General features: G+C 42.9%; 20 protein-coding genes. 5 read left to right on the top strand and 15 right to left on the bottom strand.

What is annotated here, in order from left to right; translation table 11 throughout:
* Nucleotides 1-21: 21 nt before the first annotated feature.
* Entirely contained in the window at nt 22-933 is a 912-nt protein-coding gene (locus tag ACYQ2C_RS01130; protein WP_460099190.1) for a hypothetical protein, read from the top strand.
* Nucleotides 934-1110: 177 nt separating this feature from the next.
* Here the strand turns inward: ACYQ2C_RS01130 and ACYQ2C_RS01125 are convergent, their stop codons facing one another.
* Both ACYQ2C_RS01125 and ACYQ2C_RS01120 read right to left on the bottom strand, forming a co-directional pair.
* Entirely contained in the window at nt 1111-3612 is a 2502-nt protein-coding gene (locus tag ACYQ2C_RS01125) for an ABC transporter permease (protein ID WP_460099187.1), read from the bottom strand.
* Nucleotides 3609-4313: an ABC transporter ATP-binding protein gene (locus tag ACYQ2C_RS01120; protein ID WP_460052593.1), complete on the bottom strand. Its 705-nt coding sequence runs from the start codon at nt 4311-4313 to the stop codon at nt 3609-3611. The genes ACYQ2C_RS01125 and ACYQ2C_RS01120 overlap by 4 nt, the downstream gene beginning before the upstream one ends.
* 333 nt (nt 4314-4646) lie before the next feature.
* On the opposite strand from ACYQ2C_RS01120, the gene ACYQ2C_RS01115 reads away from it, so the two are divergent.
* Complete coding sequence (locus ACYQ2C_RS01115; RefSeq protein ID WP_460099184.1) at nt 4647-5294, top strand: arylesterase; 648 nt, start codon at nt 4647-4649, stop codon at nt 5292-5294.
* Between the two features lie 148 nt (nt 5295-5442).
* Here the strand turns inward: ACYQ2C_RS01115 and ACYQ2C_RS01110 are convergent, their stop codons facing one another.
* The 3 genes from ACYQ2C_RS01110 to recJ all read right to left on the bottom strand — a co-directional run bounded on the left by ACYQ2C_RS01110 (nt 5443) and on the right by recJ (nt 9334).
* On the bottom strand, nt 5443-5691 hold the full coding sequence (locus ACYQ2C_RS01110) for a hypothetical protein (RefSeq protein WP_460052554.1): 249 nt from the start codon (nt 5689-5691) through the stop codon (nt 5443-5445).
* A gap of 845 nt (nt 5692-6536) precedes the next feature.
* Nucleotides 6537-7406: a DUF3014 domain-containing protein gene (locus ACYQ2C_RS01105; RefSeq protein ID WP_460099182.1), complete on the bottom strand. Its 870-nt coding sequence runs from the start codon at nt 7404-7406 to the stop codon at nt 6537-6539.
* Between the two features lie 182 nt (nt 7407-7588).
* Nucleotides 7589-9334 (bottom strand): single-stranded-DNA-specific exonuclease RecJ, encoded by a 1746-nt coding sequence (recJ, locus tag ACYQ2C_RS01100; RefSeq protein WP_460099179.1) that lies wholly within the window; start codon nt 9332-9334, stop codon nt 7589-7591.
* Nucleotides 9335-9732: 398 nt separating this feature from the next.
* Between recJ and ACYQ2C_RS01095 the strand changes: the two genes are divergently transcribed.
* Nucleotides 9733-12198 (top strand): M1 family metallopeptidase, encoded by a 2466-nt coding sequence (locus ACYQ2C_RS01095; RefSeq protein ID WP_460099177.1) that lies wholly within the window; start codon nt 9733-9735, stop codon nt 12196-12198.
* An 80-nt stretch (nt 12199-12278) separates the two neighbouring features.
* Nucleotides 12279-12809, top strand: coding sequence for a DUF6702 family protein (locus ACYQ2C_RS01090; RefSeq protein ID WP_460048131.1), 531 nt, complete (start codon nt 12279-12281; stop codon nt 12807-12809).
* A gap of 77 nt (nt 12810-12886) precedes the next feature.
* Here ACYQ2C_RS01090 and ACYQ2C_RS01085 read toward each other — a convergent pair whose 3' ends face one another.
* The 10 genes from ACYQ2C_RS01085 to ffh form a co-directional block, all read right to left on the bottom strand.
* Nucleotides 12887-15130, bottom strand: coding sequence for a hypothetical protein (locus ACYQ2C_RS01085; protein WP_460099174.1), 2244 nt, complete (start codon nt 15128-15130; stop codon nt 12887-12889).
* A gap of 444 nt (nt 15131-15574) precedes the next feature.
* Complete coding sequence (thrC, locus tag ACYQ2C_RS01080) at nt 15575-16969, bottom strand: threonine synthase (RefSeq protein WP_460099172.1); 1395 nt, start codon at nt 16967-16969, stop codon at nt 15575-15577.
* 23 nt (nt 16970-16992) lie between these two features.
* Complete coding sequence (locus ACYQ2C_RS01075) at nt 16993-18300, bottom strand: homoserine dehydrogenase (protein WP_460048134.1); 1308 nt, start codon at nt 18298-18300, stop codon at nt 16993-16995.
* 159 nt (nt 18301-18459) lie between these two features.
* The gene (locus ACYQ2C_RS01070; protein ID WP_460099168.1) at nt 18460-19740 is read right to left on the bottom strand and encodes a glycosyltransferase; all 1281 of its coding nucleotides are present in this window, start codon (nt 19738-19740) and stop codon (nt 18460-18462) included.
* 267 nt (nt 19741-20007) lie between these two features.
* Entirely contained in the window at nt 20008-20808 is an 801-nt protein-coding gene (locus ACYQ2C_RS01065) for a DsbC family protein (RefSeq protein WP_460048136.1), read from the bottom strand.
* A gap of 270 nt (nt 20809-21078) precedes the next feature.
* Nucleotides 21079-21429 (bottom strand): 50S ribosomal protein L19, encoded by a 351-nt coding sequence (gene rplS / locus ACYQ2C_RS01060; protein ID WP_460048137.1) that lies wholly within the window; start codon nt 21427-21429, stop codon nt 21079-21081.
* A 104-nt stretch (nt 21430-21533) separates the two neighbouring features.
* The gene (gene trmD / locus ACYQ2C_RS01055; RefSeq protein WP_460099163.1) at nt 21534-22307 is read right to left on the bottom strand and encodes a tRNA (guanosine(37)-N1)-methyltransferase TrmD; all 774 of its coding nucleotides are present in this window, start codon (nt 22305-22307) and stop codon (nt 21534-21536) included.
* A gap of 60 nt (nt 22308-22367) precedes the next feature.
* Nucleotides 22368-22925: a ribosome maturation factor RimM gene (gene rimM, locus ACYQ2C_RS01050; RefSeq protein WP_460048140.1), complete on the bottom strand. Its 558-nt coding sequence runs from the start codon at nt 22923-22925 to the stop codon at nt 22368-22370.
* A 21-nt stretch (nt 22926-22946) separates the two neighbouring features.
* A complete protein-coding gene (gene rpsP / locus ACYQ2C_RS01045) occupies nt 22947-23204 on the bottom strand; it encodes a 30S ribosomal protein S16 (protein WP_460048142.1) in 258 nt (85 codons plus the stop codon).
* A 179-nt stretch (nt 23205-23383) separates the two neighbouring features.
* Entirely contained in the window at nt 23384-24769 is a 1386-nt protein-coding gene (gene ffh / locus ACYQ2C_RS01040; protein ID WP_460099158.1) for a signal recognition particle protein, read from the bottom strand.
* A 245-nt stretch (nt 24770-25014) separates the two neighbouring features.
* On the opposite strand from ffh, the gene ACYQ2C_RS01035 reads away from it, so the two are divergent.
* Complete coding sequence (locus ACYQ2C_RS01035; protein WP_460048145.1) at nt 25015-25824, top strand: cytochrome C assembly family protein; 810 nt, start codon at nt 25015-25017, stop codon at nt 25822-25824.
* Nucleotides 25825-25848: the final 24 nt, after the last annotated feature.

Here is a 25848-nt window from a genome sequence, read left to right as displayed (position 1 = left end):
ACTGGTTTTGAATCTGACCTGATGAATATACACACGCTTAAAAATTACACCAGTGTAGAAGCTTGGGAACACCACTGGCAAGGTATTTACCGGGCGCACTTTTTTGCGGCTCGTCAACGTTTAGACGCCGTTTACAATACACATTTTGCAAACCTAAAAGCGGTGAGTAAGCGTCACTGGCAATATCGCTCAGATGTTCCGAGAGATCTTTTGGCTTTGCCTAGAAGTTTATGGATACAAACAACCAAGTTACTTCCTATTGGTAAACATAAGTTATCTGCGCAAGCAGAATCTAAGCTCTCACAAAAAGAATTAGCCGTTCTAAAAATTATTGAAGATGAGCTGTTGCATGTTAATCAACTGCAAGAGTTGTTCTCTCAGCACCTATTAAAACACCCCTCTATCAACAAATCCGAATTATCCGAGCTAACGGCTACTCTTCGAAAGCTTCCTCCGGAACAATCGGAAGCCAACTTATTAAAAGCCATTAACCGTCTGCAAATTCCCCAAGAAGGTGGTCGCGAGTTTGTTATGTTTCTCGCAGTTGGTGTGTTGGGTAGAGGCGTTGTCGACAAGGCAGCTTTTGGTAGCGCCGCGGCTCTGGGTTCTGCCGCTGCCACGAGTGTGTATATCAGTAAACAATCTTTTCTCGCAGGACTTTGGCTATCTTGGACAGGCGTACCAGGTTGGGTATCTGTGATTGGAGCAATGGGGGGCTTAGGGTCCGCGCTTCTGATAGCACCGCTGCTGTCGCCGCTTACTGAATATGGTGTCAATCGCTGGCGAGCAAAGAAAATCCTTGCCGAAATTATTGATCAAACAGAAAACCGCGCGGCTATTGCTGAAAAAGATTTAGCAACATTTGCAGGACGAGTGGGAATATACGCACAGTTGATTCCTGATTTGCTACAGGTGATTAAGCATTTGCGTTGAACAAGACCAAACGCTCTTTGGCGAACTTTCGTAACCCAGACAAAGAAAAAATACTCAAGCAAACACCGAATAGGCCAGAATTTCAGGCGACACACAGAAGTGTCGCCAATTTCAAGAACAGTAATTGATTGAAGTTATAACGAAATTGGAAATTGCATTTCAATTTCTAACCTGTGGTTAACTCTGTAGCTCTCTTAATACCAGTGCAGGCGGAACAGTTACCGTTTTACGGCAAGCAAATGCCCCCAAAAGACCAATAAAGAATGCGCCTAAGATTGGCCCAAACACCCATAACAATGGATGTATTCTGGAAGTCGCCTCAAACACTAATGATTGAAGAGCAAATAAAATAAGTTCGGCACCGAACGCAGCGAGTAAACCCGAGGCAAATCCAAGTAGGGAAAACTCCAACCATAAACTGCCGACAATTAACTTACGACCGCTGCCTAAAGCGCGCAAAATACTCGATTCGTGTAAACGTCTAGCCATACTGGCGCTGACTGCTGCAATCAATACCAAAACACCGCCGAGTAATACAACCCACAAGACCAACTCCACCCCTTGACTCACCTGCGTCACGATGGCTTTGATCCGTTCGATAATCCGATCGATTTCTATGATGACTATCGTAGGGTAACGTCGTAGAAATTCGTTAATAAACCGTTTGTCATCATTGAGCACAAAGACACTGGTAAGATAAGTAGGTGAATAGTCATCTAATGCCCCTGGTGAAAATAAAAAGTAAAAATTGGGTGTTAATGCATTCCAGTCTACTGTGCGAATACTACTAACGCGGGCCTTTAGCTCTAAACCACCCAAGCTAAAGATCAGTTCGTCACCAAGCTTAATACCAATTTCTTGTGCGGTACCCGCTTCAACCGATACGCCATTTTCTCCGTCAACACTCTGCCACTGATCCCACCATTGGCCTTCAATAATGTTGTTATCTGCTGCCAAAGAGTCGGTCCAACTCAGATTGAGTTCACGACGCAGCGCGTTGGAAAGATCGCGATCTTCTTCGCTAAAAGTTTCGCCGTTTTTCCCCACCAAGCGACCTAAAACCATAGGATACAGCGGGTTAAATTCGAATTGCTTAGCGGTAAACTCTTCGATCAACGGTGCTCGCTCATTAGCACCAATATTTAAAATAAAGTGATTCGGCGCGTTTTCTGGCAGTTGCAGGCGCCATTCATCGATAAGGCTGGTTCGAACCGTAAATAAAACCATCAGTAACATGATTGCACAGGAAAATACAACAATTTGAGTGGTGCTATGGCCGGGATTACGTTGGAGATTGGAGATTGCTAAGCGCCAAGTACTCCCCGCTTTTGCGCCTAATTGACCGCTGGATCGCAGCATCGCTAGGCTTAGGCCAACCGCCACAATTAAAATGGCAATCAGTCCAACAATAACTGTTACCGTTAATTTTAGGTCTTGGCTGTAAATGGCAATTAAAAGAATCACTGCCGACAAACCAATCAATGCGCGAGTGCGCACACTCAGCTGTTCGATGTTGATTTCTCGGCGTAATACTCGAACCGGCGAAATGGTCGGTAACGGCCAGATGGGTGGAAGTGCAAAACACAACAAACAAATTAGACCGGTAAAAAATCCTAAGCCGTAGGCTGTCCAAGAAGCTGGCAACAACTCAACGCCAAATAAAGACGACAAAGACGACGCAATTAACTGATGTAAAAACTCGCCTGTAATTAAGCCCAGCGCAGAAGAAACAACACCCAACATGAGCATTTGTGTGAAGTAAAGTTTTCTAACTTTTGGCGCTCCGGCACCTAAACTTTTTAGCAACGCAACCGTATCAACATGTTTTTCGGCAAACTGCTGGGCGGCAATGGCAATAGCAACGCCTGCTAATAACACACCGATCATTCCTGCAAGCATTAAAAAGCTTTTACCGCGATCAAGCGCAGAACCGATGCTGCGTTGCGATCCTTGCAGGGTTCTGAACTGAAAATGTTCACCCAGCTCGGGCTTAATTCGTTGCTCGAATTCGTCGAGAGAACCGTCCTCGCCTGCCAACAACCATTTATAAAAAATTCGACTGCCGGGTTGGATAACACCGGTTGATTCAACATCGGCGTAGTTCATCAATACTCGTGGGCCGGTAACAGAGAAACCCTGTTGCGCATCTGGCTCATGAATAACGACCTTGCTGACTTTAAAGTCTCTGTTACCTACCGCAAGTGTATCGCCTAGTTCTATATCCAGTATGGGAAGTAATCGCGAGTCAACCCAGACCTCACCGGGCTCGGGAATACCATCGGCAAAATAAACATCGTTGCCGAGTCCAAACGGCACGTCACTGACTTCCAAATCACCTCGAAGTGGATAGCCGGGAGCAACAGCCTTGATGGAGGCAAGCTGCATGTCATTTTCGGCAAACACCATCGAGCCAAACTGGGCGGTAAAGCTTTGCTCTAGCGGCAGATCAGACACTAAATCTTGCCACTGCTCTGGAATGGAAAATCGACCGGTAACAACTCGATCGGCTGCTAAATAAGCATTGCTCTGGCGCTGTAAAGATCGATCCATTCGATCGGCAAATACGGCGATGGCAGTAACTACAGTAACCGCCAAAACGATAGCAGCCGACAAAACTCTTAACTCACCACTTCGCCAGTGGCGCCACAGAAATTTCGCCGCCAGCTTCCAGTCACTCATTCGCTCAACTCCACTCGAATTTCATCTTCATCGACCGACAAATCGGAAGTAATGGCTCCAGCATCTATGGTGATTTGCCGTAAACAACGATTGGCGAGACGCTGCTCGTGAGTAACTAGGATTAGCGTTGTACCCTGCTCGCGGTTTAGATCAAATAGCAGCTCAATGACCGTGGCGCCGGTGACGCTGTCAAGATTTCCGGTGGGCTCGTCAGCAAACAACACCTTCGGCTCACTGGCAAAAGCTCGCGCAATAGCAACGCGTTGCTGCTCTCCACCGGAAAGTTGTTTGGGATAATGGGCAACTCGGTGACCAAGTCCAACCCGTTCCAAATAATTGCGGGCACGTACCTCGGCATCAGGAGCGCCGTGCAACTCTAGCGGCAGCATTACGTTCTCAAGTGCTGATAATCCTGGTAAGAGCTGAAATGACTGAAAGACAAAACCAACCGACTCAGCGCGGACTTTCGCACGGCCTTCTTCATCCATGGCGGTTAAATCCTTTCCGTTCAGCTCAATGACCCCTGAAGTTGGAACATCAAGACCGGCGAGTAGCGCTAACAAGGTGGACTTCCCCGAACCGGAAGCGCCCACAATGGCAACGCTGGTGCCTTGTTCGACTGACAGGGATAAGTTTTCGATGATGGTTAATTGACCATCAGAGGTGGTAACAGTCTTGTTAATTTGCTGGGCTTTCAGAATACGCAAGACCGACTCCTATACGCACTAATTAATAACATTTTTAGTAATAATGACCTATTCAAAGCAAGTTACTGTGACTACAGAAACATTCGCCAAGTTCTATATTTTCCTACAAGCAGCGCAAATTGAGGTTGAGCTCTCCATTTACGCATTATTATTGAGTCTATCTAGACTAGCTATCTATAAAGAACTTTCGTCTAATTCGAAAATCAGAATGAAGGAACCTCTGATTAACCCATTTACGTTGCTACAAATGCAAAAGCTCATAAACGAGTCATTCACAGGACTCAAGCAACAAATTCAGTTATCGATAACTCTAGAAATACGAACGTTATGACCAAAACTAAGACTCCCACCAGCTTAATACCGTTGCTATACAAAACCATCATTGGCGGATGGTTGATGTTGATATCGGCAATAAGCAGTGCAGAAACATTGGTAATAGTCGGCGACAGTATTAGCGCTGGTTACGGCATAAACCCCCAAAATGGCTGGGTCAGTTTATTATCGGAAAAACTTCAACTCGAAGAGTCGGGTTATCAAACAATTAACGCGAGCGTTAGCGGCAATACAACCGGCGACGGATTATCACGTTTACCCAAGCTGCTTGAAACCTACTCGCCTGAAATTGTGGTCATAGAGCTTGGAGGAAATGACGGCTTACGTGGTTATCCGCTTAAATTGATGGAAACAAACTTAACAAAAATGATTCAACAATCGAGAGATGCTGGAGCCAAGGTACTATTGTTGGGTATTGAGATTCCACCCAACTACGGGCAGCGATATACCGATGAATTTCGCAACGTCTATCAACGTGTGGCCGAAAATGAAAATGTTATTTTAGTACCATTTATTCTCGAAAATATTGCAACGCAACCTGATTTAATGCAAAACGATGGAATTCATCCAACCGAAGAAGCTCAAGGTTTATTACTGGAAAATATTTTACCAGCATTAAAATCTATAATAGTAATTGACTAACATCAAATATGTGCTAACGAAATAGTAAAAATATACGCTTAGCAATTTTGATATTTGAATAAATTACGGAAGAAAATTATTTTGAAAGGCGTTTTACGAGAAATAATTCAGCCCATCCATAGGCAATTTATATTCGTGCATTAATATATCAGGCAACACCTGTATACATTTGCTCATCTCTAATTCGAGAAATAACCGAATAACAGCTGTGTTCCAAAGCCCATACAAGAGTTTCTTGCCAGCGCTGTGCTTTTTCTGTATCTGAACTATAAGCCCAAAGGTCAACAACTAATGGTGTTGGTGGTTGAGAACCTTCTTGGCCACTTTCTACCCACTTGCGCTTTAAATCGATATAGATTTTATTCCACACACGTGGTTCTGGACAAATTTGCTGCATGCTGCCCTCCTATAGAAAACCGAAAGTCACAGGTTTATACAGTTGCTACAAATTGGTGGCAGGAATATTAAACGCAGTCAAAATGAAAGGAAAGAAGAAAATATGACAACAATACTTCAAAATGATGACAAAAAGTTAAACGTTCGTTCTTTATTAGATAATTAACCCATGTAAATCAATAAATTAAAAACAAATTTGAATAAAACCTTAAAAAAGAAAGGATTTAACAAAATTCTGTGAATTTTTTATTGCAACAAAAACTGTATTTTCAATGTATACACATTTGCAATCATTATTTTATCACTAGTATTACTATTTAAATTAAATGCAGAAATTCAAATATGTTTTACCATTAATAAAATAAAAATTAACTCATTAAAAACATACAAGGGAAAAAGTCTGATAACTACAATCGGTTTTTTTTGCATTATTCGCAGCAATCAATAGAAATAAGTTATCGCCATTTTTAAGAGCCTAGTTATAAAAAACCAAGACTCTTACCACCAACAATTCATATCAGATTACCGTTACATCTATCAGTAGTTTCAGTAGGAGCTTATGATTAACACTTTCATGAGTTAATCAAAGAGCAGAAATTGACGGTGCAATTTTCAATTGCTTTATAATCAATACGAATTTAATTATAGGAACCTCTGATTAACCCATCCATGATTTAATCAGAGGACAGAAATTGAAAATGTGATTTCCAATTTCTTCACAATTTCAATCACTTACCGTTCTTGAAATTGGCGACACATCCTTGTGTCGCGAGAAACTCTAGGTTAATCAGAGTTTCCTATATGCAATACAAATTAAACAGAATGCAATCAACCAGAAACTCTCTATTACCGGCCACTAATTAAACTCTCTTTAAATTTAGCAACATACGTTTGGATGCGCGCCGTATTCTCAGGCCCCATTCGAATCATAAACTTTTCAAGTGGCGTCAATTTTTCTAACTCGGGATCTTCAAAAAGATACGCCACGGATTTGGACGTTAACTCTATAGGCCCAGGATAAACAGGTGCCTTTAGAATATTATCCAACGCCAAAATTAACGTATTATCAAAATTCTCGGGAGGATAGCCGAGTTGCCCATAGGTTTTTTCAAGCAAAGGTCTGAAATAATGAAATGTATCTGCAAGAGCACTCGGAGAAATAATTTCTAAACCTGCAATATAAGAATCAAATCGAGAAAAACCTTTCTCATCTAAAAAATAACGATTATCAATTTTTTTCACCGGAAAGGTAGTTTTTGGTGGTTCTACTGAAACCACACCACGAATTAATTGCCCTTGTGATAACCCGTCGACAACGGTTACCCAACGCTGGAATAATTCCGATGAACTTAACCACAGTATTTGTTGTTCGCTAAAGCCGAGTTCTTGAAAATAATTGCGAATAAAAGGATCTGCTTCAGTCAACGGTGGCAATGGCGCTCGCACCTGCTCCGGCGCTTGCAATTCAGGTGTTTCTTCTTCACGTGTTTGCACAGGAATATCCGGTGTTGTTACGGCCTCAAGCGGTGCAAAATCTTCCCTCGAAGATTCGACATCAGGTATGGCCTCGCTACCTACCGAATTTGTTGTATTGTCGTCCGGCTTGCCAGTTAAATTTAGATACACGAACCCTAGCACTGCTATCAAAAGTAAAGCCGCAATAATTAAAAAGATAACGTTAAAAGACGATTTTTCTGATACGTGATTATTTTTCAAAATCGATACCTAAATATTTTTACCGTTTATGTATACGGGCAATTATCCTGAAAGAAAACCGATAAAGGTTCAATACGAACAAAGCATTAATACTTCTGGAACCCTAAAAATTTCTCCGTTAATTTGTGATTTTTTAACAGTGAATATGGTCAACAGCATTTTTAATGCTCCTTACACGTTTTTTAATTTTTAGGATTTAAACACACCATACGCAACTGAAGAGACTCACGTGAACGAAATTCGTTCACATCAAGATGATACGCACAGTGTGCCTGTCGAATATTTTTATCGGGCCAAACACGAGTATCTACGTTAAACGCGATTGCATCAAAAACATCTTGCGGACTTGCTACAGGGGCAACCGTCAGCTTTAAATGTTTTTCACCGACGATTCTTTGCGTAAGAATATTAAACTCACCATCAAATAAAGGTTCCGGGAAATTCTGGCCCCATGGCCCTAATTCAGCCAAAGACCTTGCAGTCGCCAAATTAAAATATTCGACCTCAAGTAATCCATCCGAAATAATGGCAGCTTCCAACGCATCTGCATCAATCAGTTGTCGAACTTGCTCATCAAACATCAGCGCGAACTGCGCGTAGTTTTCATGTTTAAGCGTTAATCCCGCCGCCATGGCGTGTCCGCCAAATTTTTCAATTAATCCAGGATGTTTGGTAGCAATACTGTCAAGAGCATCGCGAATATGCAAACCCTTGATGGATCGTGCCGAGCCTTTTAACTCTCCAGTTTGGTCCGATTGCGCAAAGGCAATTACGGGTCGGTGAAAACGGTCTTTGATACGCGACGCTAAGATTCCTACCACACCTTGGTGCCAATCCGCTTGATACAGACACATTCCCCAAGGCAACTCGGTGTTTTGTAACTGGTCTAGGTTACCTAAAGATGCCAAAGCTTCTTGTTGCATAGCGGCTTCTATAGAGCGGCGATCCTGATTTAAATCGTTTAATTCCCGAGCCAACTCGGTTGCTTCGGTGTAGTCGTCGCTCATTAAACAACGAATACCTAAACTCATATCGTCTAATCGTCCAGCGGCATTAATACGTGGCGCAATTGAAAACCCAATGTCACCGGATGTTAAATTTCGACCATTACGACCAGCGATTTCTATCAACGCTTGAATTCCCGGACGCGCCTGTCCGGCTCGAATACGCAGTAAACCTTGATGCACCAAACGCCTATTCAGAGAATCTAAGCTAACCACATCGGCAACTGTGCCCAACGCAACTAGATCTAAATAATTTGCCAAGTTAGGCTTCACAATGTGCTGATCTGCAAACCAATTCAGAGTGTCTAATACCGATCGAACCTTGCTTAACACATAAAAAATAACACCCACTCCGGCGAGATTTTTACTTGGAAAAGTACAGCCTGGCTGATTCGGATTCACAATCGCATCGGCACTTGGAAGACGGTCTCCAGGAAGATGATGATCGGTAACCACAACTTTAATGTTGTGCTCTTGCGCTCGATTTACACCGTCTATTGATGATATGCCGTTATCCACCGTAACAATAACGTCTGGCGATCGCTGCGCAGCTACCTCAACAATTTCTGGGGTCAGTCCATAGCCATAATCAAAACGATTAGGCACCAAATAACCGACATCCACGGCGCCCATTGCGGTTAATGCCAGAACTGCCAGAGATGTACTGGTCGCACCATCGGCATCAAAATCACCCACAATTAATATTTTTTGCCGGCAAATAATCGCTTGAGCTAAAACCTCTGCGGCCTTATCAATACCCAATAAGCTCTCCGGCAACGGCAAATTATTGAGCCCATAATCGAGATCACTGGGATGAGTGATTCCACGATTTGCCAGTAATCGCTGCATCAATGGCGAATAATTCGACAATGAACTGTCTGGTTGAATTAACTTTCGTTTGATGACGGTATTTACAGTGCTCAAGGTATTAGATCTTCAATTATTTACGGTAGAAATTAAGAAACATTTAACAACAGTCGGCGATGAATTTCATTGCCAATATCCGCGTTAAAATTCTCCACTAAGGTTACGAATTTATCTATTTAGCGATTTTAATTGTTCAGCACAATTTTCAAGCTTTCGCTTGTTAGAAAAAGTATTTTTGCAGCTACTGGTATTTTTCACCACTTTACTTGCACTAATGAGATACACGAAGTTTGTGAGGCAAATGCTTAATTAGGCGTCTCTCTGAGAGTGTTACAGCTGAGCCGCCCGCAAGTAAGAGCATCGCCGCGCTTCTGTTTCAGACTGATGACCCAATACATTAAGACAAGGATTACCGCTACCACCAGCGGACTCTTCAATATCTAGGAGGGCACTCAGTGCGCTTTACCCCTCATTCGATGGTTATTCTCACCGCGGTTTTGTGTGCTGGTTCAAGCCTAAGTCACGCAACTGTTGTTAAACAAAGTAAAGGCGATTTTGAAGATAAATTTCGCCAGCTCGATGAAATTCTGCCAACACCTAACGTCTACCGTAGTGCTTCCGGTGAGCCTGGTATCGACTACTGGCAGCAGCAAGTTGATTACAAAATTGATGCTGTTTTAAACGAAGACAAGCGCACCCTTAGCGCAAAAGAAACCATCACCTACCACAACAATTCACCTTACAACCTCAAATACCTTTGGATTCAATTAGAGCAAAACCGCTTTAAACCTGAATCTATTGCCGAGCGCACGCTGGATTTCGCTGGAGAAGGACGTAGAGGCCCCGGTACTCGCGCCGCTGAAGGTGGCAAACCTGCCGGAGTATCGCTGGGCGAGCTTCGCCGTCAGCAATTTTACGCCGATAATGACTTGGGCTATCAGTCTCTAGAAATTACCGACTCTGAAGGCAACAAGCTTCCGTTTATCGTCAACGGCGCGCAGTTACGCCTAGATTTACCTAAAGCTCTAAAAGGCGATGAGTCGCTTACCTTCAATATCGACTACACGTTTAATATCGTCGAAGAAGACGCCGTGAGCGCTCGCGCCGGCTATGAACACTTCCCAGATGACAAGCGCAAAGGCGGCAACGACATCTTTCTGCTCGCACAATGGTATCCGCGAGTTGCAGCCTATTCCGACTACGAAGCATGGCACAACAAAGAATTCTTGGGCCGTGGTGAATTCACACTGGAATTTGGTGATTACGACGTTTCTATCACCGTTCCTGCCGATCATATTGTCTCGGCAACCGGTGAGCTGCAAAATTCGGCTGATGTTTTAACCAAAACCCAGTTAGATCGTCTTGAGCAAGCTAAAACCGCAAAACGCCCGGTATTCATCGTTACCGAAAAAGAAGCCCTTGAGAACGAAAAAGCAGGCACCAGCGATAACAAAACCTGGCACTTCCAAGCTAAGAACGTTCGCGACTTTGCTTGGGCATCGTCTCGAAAATTTATGTGGGACGCTAAAGGCTACCAACAAGGTGGTGAAGACATGCCAGAAGTATTGGCCATGTCTTTCTACCCTAAAGAAGGCGGCGATCTTTGGAAAAAATACTCAACAGAAGCCATTGTTCACACCTTAGAAGTCTATTCTCGCTTCTCTTTTGATTATCCATACCCTGTTGCCCAGAGTGTTAACGGTCCTGTAGGTGGTATGGAATACCCGATGATCACCTTTAATGGCCCAAGAACAACCTGGAATGAAAGTGATAATTCTCGAACCTACACTCAAAAGGAAAAACGCTTCTTAATTGGTGTGGTGATTCACGAGATTGGTCATATCTACTTCCCAATGGTGGTGAACTCTGACGAGCGTCAATGGACTTGGATGGACGAAGGTCTAAACAGCTTCCTAGACGGAATTGCTGGTCGCGAGTGGGATCCGAATATTCCATGGCAAGTTGAGCCTCGTGACGTTGTTGATTACATGAAATCGGACGTTCAGGTTCCGGTAATGACTCAATCAGACAGCGTTTTGCGCCTAGGACCAAACGCTTACACCAAACCTGCGGTCGCCTTAAACATTCTTCGTGAAGTTATTTTGGGTCGCGAATTATTCGATTTCGCCTTCAAAGAATACGCACAACGCTGGAAATATAAGCGCCCTACTCCGTCGGACTTTTTCAGAACCATGGAAGAAGCGTCGGGTGTTGATCTCGACTGGTTCTGGTACGGTTGGTTTTACACCACCGATCATGTAGACATTTCCATCGATAAAGTTTCTAAATTACGTTTGGATACTTGGAACCCAGACGTTGACCTTGAGCGCCTACGCCAAGAAGAAGCCGATAAACCGCCATCACGTTTTGTTGAAACCAACAAAGCCGAAGGCCGCGAATTGTGGATCGACAAAAACCCCGATATTCGTGATTTTTACGACGAAAACGATCGCTTTACGGTTACAAATAAGGAACGCAATAAATACCAGCAAGACCTTGCCGACCTAAAAGATTGGGAACGTGAAGCACTGGCTCGGGCGGTTAAAGAAGACAAAAACTATTATTTGATGGAGTTTTCTAACATCGGCGGTTTAGTTATGCCAATTCTTCTTCGTTTAACCTATGAAGACGGCACCGTTGAAGATCAATACATTCCTGCGGAAATCTGGCGTCGCTCACCCAAAGCGGTACGCAAACTGATTGTTACCGAGAAAGACAAGCTTCTTAAGTCTGTTGTTGTTGATCCGGGTTGGGAAACCGCCGATGTGGATGTTGAAAACAACCATTATCCACGTCAAATTATTCCTTCACGTATTGAAGCATTCAAAGACGAGAAAGATGAGCATCCAATTGCGCGTGATATAATGCACGACATCAAAACCAAAGTAGAACCACCAAAAGAGAAAAAGCAAAAGAAATAATGTTGCAACATTAAAAAGAGTTTGAACCCAGCATTATTTAATTACACCCTATAACGCCACTTTTTAGTGGCGTTTTTTCAATGACTTATCGTATGAAACTAAAACAATTTTCTTCTTTTATATTACTGATATTAACCACAATTATTGCTGTAACTCAGGTTCAGGCGCATCAACAGAAGTACGCAATCACCACCATTGAGTTAAACCCAAGAACGGAAAATCTAGAAATAATACATCGCTTTCTAGTGCACGACGCAGAACACGTAGTGAAACAACTCTTTAAACCTACCGCCGATTTTAATAAACAGCCAGAAACGCAAAAAGCTTTCGCCGATTATGTAATTGAGAGCTTTAAAATTAAACTTCAAGATCAAGAACCCGTTTTGGTTAACGTTGGCTTTGAATCCGACGAGAAATATTTTTGGGTCTACCAAGAAGTAGAAAAACCCGAAGCGATTCAGTTTATATCGGTTAAACAAACGGCTTTACAAGAGATATGGCCAAAACAAACTAACTTAGTCAACGTAGAAGGTTTTGGCAAAATCAAAAGTGTTGAACTGAAAAAAGGCAGCGATTGGCAGTTAATAACATTAGACAAAAACGACCAATAACAGACGTAAATTTCTCTATTGGATTTAATTTATTCGTTTTAATGTTAGCGTAGGATGCACATTCTGTTCTCCTCTCATCAAACTTTGACCAGTGATTTTAGCTCTGTATCGACTCGATTTTGAAATTCCACCAACACATCACCTTCATAATTTTGGGCATTGGCAACCACATTTAGCCAGTGTTCATAGTTATCATGAGCTTCAAACACATTTACATCAGACAGATCAACGTCATCCAGCAGAGAAATTTTGTTAAATAAATTAAGTTTCAGAGAAAATGCAAATATCTTTGCCGTTTCGTATATCGCAAGATTAGAGTCAGTACTCAGCATCTTCTTGAAATACGACTCATACAAGACTTTAGTTAAAACAATGTCATCTACCTGTACGGACTCGGCTTGTTTAAAAAATTCATACCAGCGTTTGTCTTGCGGTCGCACAAACGTTAAAAACACAGTTTCTTCTAAAAAGAACGACATCATAGACTCAATAGCGCTCTTAGATTTCAAATGCTTTACCATACGCTGAAGCGCGTAATAATCTGGCAAATGACCTGAGGAGTTATATAAGAATTGACGAACAACACCCCAGTAGTTTTCGACATACTTGTCAGGCAGAGCGGTAAGCTGGTCTTTTATAAACGAATGCGTCTCTGGATTAAGCGTAGTATCTTGTAATTTTTCATTTAACTGCTGAAAAGTGTTTTGGCAAACTTTCTTAAGAGCCTGGTTTGAAAAAACACTTTCAATTGCATTATTTTCAAGCTTAATCAATTCAATTATTACTGGTGCACGTAACAATACATCAATAGAAAGTAAATCCATTAAATTAAAATTAAATTCTCTGTTTAAGATCCAAAAAACTTCTACAGTAAATGTTTTATTCACATACAAGTCAAAAAAATGCTTAATGCTGGTCAATTGATTAGAACTAATAGACAACTGGCTCTCAATCCAATAATTCCATTCTACGTCATTGTAATCCTCAGATTTTACCAAAGCATTTGACCTACCGCTTTGACAGGCCAGCAGCGCTGAATTTAAATTATCTTGTTTAAAATAATAACCCACTATCGCCCTATCAATAACCGGCAACGACGTTGACTCAAATACGTTTGGGTATAGATCATCAACTTCCGAAACTTTTGAGGAAAAAGATTTCAGCGGTAAATCATTAATGTTCAACGATAAAAATCGACTTAAATGGCTTTCGCTATAGCAATCAAAATTAAAGGATTCATCGGTCATTTCACTCCAGTGTTCCGGCAATTTGAACACATCGGCGAGCTGTGTTTTACACTGATCTAAAGCTTCGCGAATGGGAGAATAATTCACTAAAAATTTAGTGTAATTCCAGTCTGCGACCGTTATTGTTTCAGTGTTATAAATTTCCGCAAGTGCCTTAAAGACTGCATGAACATCTGATTGCGTAAGATTGGGGCCGTTAATGGTTAACACACAGGGCATAATGGAGTTGTTATGTTCGTTTTCCAGTAATAAAACATAGCCTTCTGGTACGCCTTGAGAATTCTGGGATTTAAATATCCAAAAAACACGTACCTGTTTTAACAATCCGTAAAACGGTACAGAGACCATGCTGCAATCTTTCGCAACAGCCCCGCGCAATGTTGAATACAAAGCCGGTACTTCTTCGAGTAGGATATGTCTCGAAGCAACTTTTTCTTGAGTTGCATTATAAATTTGCGTAGCTGTAAGTACGTGCTTGGGAATAAATTGATTTAAGGTGTTATTGGTAATTTTTTGCAGCTGACCAAAACCTTTCTTTTTAGCAATATTTTCAATAATTGGTGCTAAATAAAGGCGAAAGTGATCATCAAATACATTTTGTATTTCTGTGGGCGAATAGTGTTTGCAAGAAAAATGTATCAAACCAGCAGCATTAATGGCTTTTCCGTTTTGATCGTATAAAAAAGGTGCTAAACGAATTAATTTTTTACTATTGTGATCAAATCGATCATCCAGATTTTTTAAATAAACTAAATCTTGCTCGATAGATTTAAGTTTTTTTAAATGACGCTTAAGCTTCGCGGCCTCTTCGGTTAACAGTTTATTAAGCGCTTGAAGTTTATCTTGATCGTGCCTGCCGGTGACGCTTTCCGAAAAGTGGATATGGCAACAGGTCAGCTTTTCGGTGTGACTGCTCTGTACAGACTGGCCCTGAGCTCGCAAGCGCTCAATGGCTGCGCGAAAAACAGAAACAAAATTTCTGTTATACAGAGCATTGGCCGTTGGAAAACTGGGAAACCGTTTTATTAACGGCAGCAACAAATTAAGAATTTCCGAACTTTGCGTCAAATTCATAGCGACCTCATGTTGTTCAAACACGAATAAGCGAATAATAACCCAGCAAACTTAGCGCCATAATCTTGTACTTTCGGTACACAAAAACCTCAAACCGATTACAGACGCTTTTAATCCAACATGAATACAATTTATATCAGATACTGCTACAGATTATTGGCATGAGTGCGGTAAAACAACTTAAATTCTTTTTTTAGGGGATCACTAAGCAAAAGTGCGAAGCAGATAAGTGTTGCAACGTGATCCTGAACCACGGGATCAGGCAACAATCTGGGAAATTCTCACAGGACACCGTCTTCTGTTGAAAATCTACAAACAAAGAAACTTGAGCGATCAAGAAGAGACTGGATTACTGGATTACTGGATTACTGGATTACTGGATTACACGGAGAAATTAGATTGAAAGTGGCCAGAAGAGTCCTGGCCACATTGAGCGGTTTTTTACTAACGGATATTCGCAGACATAAACTGTTGTACTGCGGAAATATCATTCGCTAGTACCTGATACTGCTCCTCACGCTCGAACAAATCGACCATGTGATGCGGTAATTCAGGATTTGCAATGCCCACCGCTTTGTTGACTGCCTCAGGGAATTTTGCAGGATGTGCCGTCGCCAAACAAACCATGGGTGTTTCTGGCGATTGATTGTTTTTACGTGCTGCTTGCACGCCAATCGCCGTGTGCGGGTCTAGTAAATATCCGGTATTTTCAAACACATCAGCAATAACCGTGGTGGTTTCTTCGTCATCCAAGCGATAACTGGAGAAACCCGCTTTTAGCTTAGCGAATACGTCATCGGGAAGCGTAATTGGCCCTGATTTAAAGTCTTCCATAAGTTGCTTGATTGCAGCACCGTCACGACCGTACAGGTCAAACAACAAACGCTCAAAGTTGCTCGAAACCATAATGTCCATTGATGGCGATAGAGAATGAACCAAACTTTGCTTACTGTGATCGTTATTGGCAATACAGCGATGCAAAATGTCGTTCTGATTGGTTGCAACAATCAATTGCTTAATGGGCAGACCCATTTGTTTGGCAAGATAACCGGCAAAAATATCACCAAAGTTACCGGTCGGCACCGAATAAGAAACCTCACGGTGCGGCGCACCCAACGCTAAAGCCGAGTAAAAATAATAAACAATTTGCGCCATGATGCGGGCAAAGTTTATTGAATTTACGGCAACCAATTGGCGGCCATCTGGCAAGAATGACTGATCAGCAAAACTGGCTTTCACCATGTTTTGGCAGTCATCAAAATTACCTTCAAGAGCAATGTTATACACGTTGTTTTCGATAACTGTGGTCATTTGTCGACGCTGTACATCGCTGACACGTTGATACGGATGCAAAATGAAAATATCAACGTTTTCGCAATGACGACAACCTTCGATGGCAGCTGAACCGGTATCGCCAGAAGTTGCACCCATTACGACGACTTTTTGATCGCGCTTTTTCAAAATATGGTCAAGAAGATTGCCTAAAAACTGCAACGCAAAGTCTTTAAACGCAAGGGTTGGTCCTTGGAACAGCTCTAGAACCCATTCGTTTTTACCCAATTGCACCAAAGGCGCAATCGCATCGTGACGGAAAGTCGCGTAAGACTTATCGATCAAACCTTTAAGCTCTTCATCGTTTAGCGTTTCGGTGACGAAAGGCTTCATTACCTTAAACGCGAGTTCTTGATAGCTTAATCCGGCCCAAGATTGAATCTCTTCTGCGCTGAATTTGGGTAAGGTTTCAGGCACATAGAGGCCACCATCACTGGCTAGGCCTGTCAAAACCACATCTTCAAAATTAAGCGTTGGCGCCTGTCCGCGCGTACTGATGTATTTCACAACTTTTTTCCCAGAAAATTAGATTACTTACCCAGTGATTCCATACGAATTTGGAAGACTTCACCAACCACTGACGATAGGTTTTGAATTTTCTCCACAGCTCGCATTAAATCTTTTTCCACAGCTCGGTTGGTCAGCAAAATAATTGGCGAGGTTTCGATAGATTCGGGCTGTTCTTTTTGGATCAAAGCTTCAATGCTGACGCCTGCATCACTTAGAATTTGCGTAATGGTCGAAAGTACGCCCGGCTTATCCAGTGCATTTAAGCGAATGTAGTAAGAGGTTTGCACTTCTGAAATCGGCAGCACTTCAAAGTTATTCAGCGCATTGGGTTGGAAGCCCAAATGAGGCACTCGGTGCTCGGGGTCAGCGGTTAAAGTTCTAGCAAGATCGACGATATCGGCAATTACAGCCGAAGCAGTTGGCTCAGCACCCGCACCTGGCCCGTAATACATAGTTGGGCCAACGGCATCGCCTTTAACCATAACCGCGTTCATAACGCCATCAACATTCGCAATCAATCGCTCTTTTGGAATTAATGTTGGGTGAACTCGCAACTCAACCGCATCGCCAACTTTACGGGCAATACCAAGGTGTTTAATGCGATAACCCAACTCTTGGGCGTATGACACGTCTTCGGCGGTAATTTTGGTAATACCTTCGGTGAATACCTTGTCGAATTGCAACGGCATACCAAAGGCGATAGACGCCAAGATCACTAACTTATGAGCAGCATCGATGCCTTCAACATCAAAGGTAGGATCTGCCTCGGCGTAACCTAACGCTTGCGCTTCTCTCAATACGTCATCAAAGGCGCGGCCCTTGTCGCGCATCTCTGTCAAAATAAAGTTGCCAGTACCGTTAATAATACCCGCTAGCCATTGAATCTTGTTGGCAGCCAAACCCTCTTTGATGCTTTTAATAACAGGAATACCACCAGCGACGGCGGCTTCAAAGGCTACAGTGACGCCAGCTTCTTTAGCGGCTGTAAATATTTCGTTACCAAATTCAGCGATTAATGCTTTGTTTGCCGTCACAACATGCTTGCCATTGGCGATGGCTTGCAAAACCAAATCTTTCGCAATGGTTGTACCGCCAATCAATTCGACAACAATATCAATTTCCGGGTTGGTTACTACCTCAAAAATGTCACGAGTAACATTAAAGGCAGAAGTATTACAGTTAGGGTTATCTCGTCTGGCGCCAATTTGTGTAATGATAATTTCACAACCTGCACGAGCGCTGATTTCAGTCGCGTTTCGAGTTAAAACATTAACAGTGCCACTTCCTACGGTTCCTAGACCGCAGATACCAACTTTTACCGGTTTCAAAATTAACTTCCTCTGGATTAACGACGCCTTCATGATGAGTGAACATTTACCTTATTTGGCGCCCGAAAAAGGGTAGGCAACATTACTTAGGCTGAGTTGCTGTGTCAAATTTAACACTGATTTATCGCGCTATTAGCTCGTCTCACGACTCTTCCAAACCTAGTCTGAGTCTTTCAAATCAGCCAGCTGATTTTTAGCTTCGATCCATTGCGACATAAATTGCGTTGACCGATGATGATGATGGCGCAACATCAAACTAACGAAATTGCCATTACGATGCTGAGCTAAATTTTCTTTGAGGTAGATTAATCGGGTAACTAGCTCATAACCCCAGTTTGGCTTTTTGTTGTAATACTGATCATAGGCATCGCAACGAGAATGAGCGCTGATCCAAAAATCTTCATCGGTATAAAGCCGAACGGCTGCATTTATAAACTCGGATTCTTTATCAGCGATAACACCTGGCCAAAGTGTCTCTTCCAACATCATCGATTCAGCACCAACTGTAGTGCTCACACTGGGTGTTGCAGCCATTGCAGCCAACACTAGCTTTCCTTTTTGCCCAGCACCAAAACGCAATGGCGCAAGACAAACACGAGCACGAGACATCGCTAAAAATGCGTCTTCTATCCAGCCGTGCACATAGAAACCCAATTTTTCATTATGCAGTTGTTTGGCTTTTGCCGGTAAATAGGCACCGTAAATATGAAGTTTAGCATTGGGAATTTGCGCTCTAATGCTTGGCCAAAGCTCTCTGAGCCACAACACAGAATCCCAATTGGGCGGATGTCGGAAATTACCAATAGAGATGAAATCGGTTCTATGTTCGTATCCGAGCATCTTTGCTAGATGAGAGTTATCGGGGTTTATGTCACCGGCACCGTATCGCAAAGGAAGGTTCACTAACCAAGACTGAGGAACTTGATAGTGGCGTTGCAATAAATCAAATTCGTCGCGTGAAATAATTAAGGATGTATCGCACCGGTGAATAGAAGCAATTTCACGAAGTGCTTTCTCGGTGTTTAAGTCAAGTTTAGAACCGTTTGTTAGTGCTTTTTGCCGAGCTTCTCGTAAGCTGTGCAAGTCTTCCGTATCCAAAATTCGTATCGCGTCTGGGCAATTAAGATCAACTCGCCATCCAAATTGCTCTTCCATCATATAACGATCGAAAATCACAACATCAGGCGACAAATCTGCAAGGTACAAATCAAAGGAAGAATTGTTTACGTCAATAGCTGAAGTTTGAACACCAATGCTCTCAAGCGGGAAAGATAACTCCGTCTTTTGTGCAGGGCTTGCGAAATGAATCTCTTCACTCACAGATTGCATAAGTCGAATGATTGCGAGCATCTGCTCACCGGCGGCTGAAGCTTTAGGCTCTGGCCACACCCAACCAATAATTAACACTCGACGAAATGCTGTTTGCTGTAGTCCACTCAATGTCGATCATTCCTTGCGCCAAGATATTAAAGAAGCCTTTCGCTGTGGCAATGTATTCAATAGGCAGTTTAATCAGACAATGTGTATTTTAGAATACAAAATAGTGCGACATGATTAGTCAGGACTGGGAAATCAATAGACCAATTAAACGGGTGATTCGCTAATTTTAAACAGAACAAGCCCAGATCAATGAAAGCACGCGCTGGCCTTAACGCAAAAAAGCCCTTAAAGGGCTTTTTTGAAGAACGATAACAGCTTTTTCAAGGCTTAGTTGGCAGAAGCAACACCAATACGCGCCGCTAACTCTTTAGCAGGTAAGTAACCGGGTAGCAAAGTACCATCGTCTAACAACAATGCAGGCGTGCCACGAACACCAATGCGATTACCAAGTGCATAGTGATCGGCAACTGGGTTGTTTTCACAAACATTCATAGCAATTTCTTCACGAGCCTTCAGTTTGTTCATTGCTTTTTGCTGATCGTCCGCACACCAAGCCGAAGCAATTTTATTGTATGACTCTGAGTTTAGCCCGCTACGTGGATACGCTAAATAACGAAGTTCGATACCCATTTCGTTCAATTCAGCCACTTCTTGATGCAAACGCTGACAGAAACCACAATCAACATCGGTAAATACGTTCACCACCCCTTTTACTTCACCTTTTGGTGAGTAAACAATCGCATCGTCGTGATTCTCGTCTAGGCGGTGAGCCAACTCTTTACGATACTCTTCGCGCTCTACTTCTTGTAGATTCACAAAACCACCAGCAACCACCTGATACATGTCAGTTGCAAGCACGTATTGGCCATCAGCACTTACGAAAAGCGTAGGGCCATTTTCAATTTTCGCTTGGTAGAGTCCATTCACCGGACTCTTCTTAACAGACTCAACAACCAGCTGCGGACGAGCTTTGTTAATGCCGGAAATTACAACCGATTCAACTTCTTTGGAAACAGACGTGTCTAACTCTTGAGCAGAAACAGTCATTGCAGCCAATGAAAAGGTAAGCGCAGACAAAGTTGCACCTAATACTTTATACAATTTTAATCTCGGCATAGACCGTGTCATTAGGGCTCCAAGACTGTGTTTTACGTTAAGAGAATTCAAGCTGCACCTCGTCCATAGTGTTTATTTATCATGAGCAAGCCTGTAAAAGACTATAGATATATTTTTACGGTTATTAACAATCGATAATTCGAGCTATTGGAACTCATGTTATTAACGAGGTTCCAAAAATTTTCCGCAAAAATTGTTTTTTTTCAAATTACTTATTTTCTTAAATTTTAGGCACAAAAAAGCCGACATAAAGTCGGCTTTTTAGAAACATCAACCTGTAACTTAGTTGAGTTTTTCTTTGATTCGAGCAGCCTTACCAGTAAGGTTACGCAAGTAGTAAAGCTTAGCTTGACGAACATCACCACGACGCTTAAGGCTAATGCTATCAACCAATGGGCTGTGAGTTTGGAAAGTACGCTCAACGCCAACGCCGTGAGAAATCTTACGCACGGTGAATGCTGAGTTTAAGCCACGGTTACGCTTACCAATTACAACGCCTTCGAAAGCCTGTAAACGCTCACGACTACCTTCTACTACTTTCACTTGAACAACTACGGTGTCACCCGGTGAAAACTCAGGAACATCTTTTTTAAGCTGTTCGTTTTCTAGCATTTGAATAATTTTGTTAGTCATTTTTTGCTCCTAACTCTTTATCGGTGTAGCTTCTCAGCTAGACCATCAATTCAGTTCTCATCAAAAACCACCGACCTAGCGGATGAGTCTTTGCGAAAATATTCTTAAGGTTTGCTTATCGAATCTAAATCGCTTGCTTGCGAGAGATATTCTTTCAGCAAAGAATTTTCTTCTTTACTGAGCTCCCTCTGCTTTAATAAATCTGGTCGTCTTTCGTAGGTTCTGATTAAAGACTGTTTTAAGCGCCACTTTCTAATACGCTCGTGATCCCCAGACAATAAGACTTCCGGAACCTGTTGCCCTTGATACAACTCTGGCCGAGTGTAATGAGGACAATCCAGCAGGCCATTTGCAAAAGAATCTTCATTTGCAGACTCTTTATGACCCAGCGCTCCTGGAATTTGGCGAATTAAAGTATCTGCCAAAACCATTGCCGGTAATTCACCACCGCTTAGTACATAGTCGCCAATCGAGATTTCACTATCGACGTAGGATTCAATGAATCGCTCGTCAATGCCTTCGTATCGGCCAGCAATTAATACAAGATTATTACTGACAGAACTTAGGTTGATAACATCGCCTTGATCTAATGGTTTTCCTTGAGGACTCATATAAACAACCTTTACGGGTTGTTCATCTTGTCTTGCCCAATCGAGAGCCGTTTCTAGTGCTCTTTCTAAAGGCTCAACTTTCATGAGCATTCCAGGACCACCGCCATAGGGACGATCATCAACAGTTTTGTGGCGATCTTGCGCAAAATCACGAGGATTAAAGCAGCGCAAATCCGCAAGGCCATCTTTGATTGCTCGAGACGTAACACCGTACTGCGTAATAGCGTTAAACATCTCTGGAAATAGTGTCACAACCGCGATTCGCATAACCAATCCGTAGCAGGTAATCTTGCGAGCAAGATTACTCGACTCTCTTTCCAAGGACTTCTAAAAATCTGGGTCCCAATCAACCAAAATCGTACCTGCATCAAGGTTTATCTCTAAGATAAATTGCCCGGGCAAATACGGTAACAGCCGTTCTCGATCATCAAAACTTTGTGCATCTGGCATAACAACAAGTACGTCGTTAGAACCAGTTTCAATCAGTTTTTTTACCACCCCTAGATCCACGCTCTGTAAAGAACCTGAATCGGCGTCACCGGCTTCAGCATTAACATGGGTTATCACTCTCAAACCCATCAACTGACTCCAGTAGTATTCGCCGTCTTCTAACGGTGACAATTGCTCGCGATCGATAGCGATCTCAACACCAGCCAATAACTCTGCGGCATCGCGATCGTCAACGCCCTTAATGTGAGCAATTAGACCTTTGCCGTGATTTTGAAACTCATCACACTCAAAGACCTTTACACCATGACGGGTTTTTAACCACCAAGGTGTGTATTGAAAGATATTTTCTCTGGGCTCGGTGTCAGACAGAATCTTAACCCAACCCTTAATTCCGAATGCACCGGCTATACGGCCAACCGGAACCAAACCAGACATACTCAGCGCGCGCTCAAAAAATTAAGCCGCAATTGCTGCTTTTTGAGATTCTTTAACCAATTGGCTAACGCGATCAGACATTTGAGCGCCTTGACCTAACCAGTATTCAACTCTTTCGTTGTCGATACGCAAACGAACTTCTTGACCACGCGCAACTGGGTTGAAGAAACCCAAACGTTCGATAAAACGACCATCACGGGTGTTACGTGAATCAGTTACAGTCACATGATAGAAAGGACGCTTTTTAGAACCGCCACGAGCCAAACGAATACTTACCATTTAAGATTCCTGTTTTTGTTAAGCTGGACTTTGCCTCACGGCAATGCCACACATTTATGTCTAATAGAAGATAGTCTTCTGAAAGGTAACTCTTGAGTAAGAATTTACCCAAAAATTTAAGGCGCGCGATTATATTTCAACCGCGCGCCAATGTATAGAGGAGCCAGAGAGTTTTGCGGCTATTTACCCATACCAGGAGGTAGGCCACCACCACCGGGTAAACCGCCAAGCATGCCACCCATGCCGCGCATCATTTTCGCCATACCACCGCCCTTCATTTTCTTCATCATTTTCGCCATTTGCTTATGTTGCTTGAGCAAACGGTTCAAATCTTGAATGTCGGTACCGGAACCCATGGTGATACGGCGTTTACGTGAACCATTAAGAACGTCCGGATTACGGCGCTCTTCTGGAGTCATGGAGCCGATGATAGCTTCCATTTGCTTGAATTGTTTGGTGACATCCGCTTGCTCGGCCATCTTGGCCATACCACCCATTCCGGGCAGCTTTTCAAGCATGGATGCCATACCACCCATGTTAGCCATTTGCTGGAGTTGATCGCGTAAATCCTCAAGATCAAATTTCTGACCCTTTTGGACTTTTTTAACCAATTTTTCAGCTTTTTCTCGATCGACTTTTTGCTCGGCTTGCTCAATAAGTGACATAACGTCACCCATGCCCAAAATACGAGAAGCAATACGTTCAGGATAAAATGGCTCAAGCGCGTCAACCTTTTCACCCACACCCAAAAACTTGATGGGCTTGCCGGTGACATGGCGAACCGAAAGGGCTGCACCGCCACGGGCATCACCATCGGCCTTGGTAAGAACAACACCCGTTAAAGGTAGAGCATCATTAAATGCTTTTGCGGTATTAACGGCATCTTGACCGATCATCGCGTCGATCACGAACAAGGTTTCGACAGGATTAATTGCGGCGTGCAGATCCTTAATTTCACCCATCAACGCCTGATCAATATGCAAACGACCAGCGGTATCGACGATTAGCACATCGAAAAACTGACGCTTGGCATGAGCAATGGCATTTTGTGCGATGGTTACCGGTTTCTCTTCAGCAGTAGAAGGGAAAAACTCAACCTCAACCTCACCCGCAAGAGTCTCCAGCTGTTTAATCGCTGCTGGACGATAGATGTCGGCAGAAACAACCAACACCTTTTTCTTTTGTCGTTCTTTAAGAAAACGCGCCAACTTGGCAACAGAAGTGGTTTTACCAGCACCTTGTAAACCCGCCATCAAAATTACAGCAGGCGGTTGTGCGGCCAAATCCAAGATCTCGTTGGACTCGCCCATGGTTAGGACGAGTTCGCGCTCAACAATTTTTAGAAATTGCTGGCCGGGATTCAACGCCTTGGAGATTTGCTGACCAAGAGCCTTAGAGCGAACCTGTGATACGAAATCTTTAACTACCGGCAGCGCAACATCTGCCTCAAGCAACGCTTTACGAACTTCTCGTAAGGTCTTTTGGATGTTGTCATCGGTAATTTTTGCCTTACCAGTAATGCTGCGTAAGGATTGCGTGAGTCGATCAGAAAGATTTTCAAACATAAGATGCAGTATGTTGTGATGATTACACGAATAAAATTGGCCGCAGAGTATACCCAATGCTTAGGGAAATGCACGACTAATCCTGATTTTGAGGCGTTTTCTGCTCAGTTATGCGTATCACTTGTAGATACAGGACTAATGTCTGTAGAAATTTACAAACTTTGTCCCTTCTAAATGCCGCTTTCCTGTGACACACTCTCGTCTTTGACGAACTTTTCAAGTCTGAGAGTGATTTACAAACTGTAATGTCAAGCTTCGCCCCCAGTATAGCTGCCGTGTTTCTTTACTTAGTGTCTGGCGGATATATCTCACTTCAAATTGCAAAACTTAAGAATGTCCAAAAGTCTTGGCTAATCACCGCCTGTTGTCTTGCCGTTATCGCCCATGCCCTAAGTATTTATCACTTGGTATTTGCCGAAGACGGCTACCGACTGGGATTTTTTGTCGCCCTGTCGTTGATCACCTGCGTAGTGAATTTTTTAATCGCCATCAGCGGCTTGCGACTACCGATATTAAATTTATTTGTTTTCCTGTTCCCTTTTTCAGCCTGTGTGATTATTGCCGCCTTATTGGCAGAAGGCCCAGTTACACCGTTTAACAATATTCCACACGGCCTGTTTATTCATATTTCGCTGTCGGTTTTGGCTTATAGCCTTTTGATGATCGCAGCTCTTCAGGCTATTTTACTGGCATGGCAAAACCATCAGCTACGCAACAAGCATGCAACCGGTCGAATCCGATTATTACCTCCGCTCCAAACCATGGAAACCTTACTGTTTGATATTGTTTGGGCGGGTGAAATAACGCTTACACTCTCGATCGTTTCTGGTTTTATCTTCTTAGAAGATATGTTCGCGCAGTCGCTGGTGCACAAAACTATTTTGTCGATCTTTGCCTGGCTGCTTTATGCCACATTATTGTGGGGCAGACACGTCAGAGGTTGGCGCGGCAACAGCGCAATTCGCTGGACCCTCTCGGGCTTTTGCTCACTAATGGTGGCATATTTTGGAAGTAAATTGGTTATCGAATTAATTCTTCATAGAAGTACTTTATAACGGTAAACAGAGACTATCGTCACT

This window comes from Sessilibacter sp. MAH3 (assembly GCF_054658275.1).
Note: the sequence above shows the minus strand (reverse complement) of the source record. Positions and strands in the feature narration are given on the sequence as shown.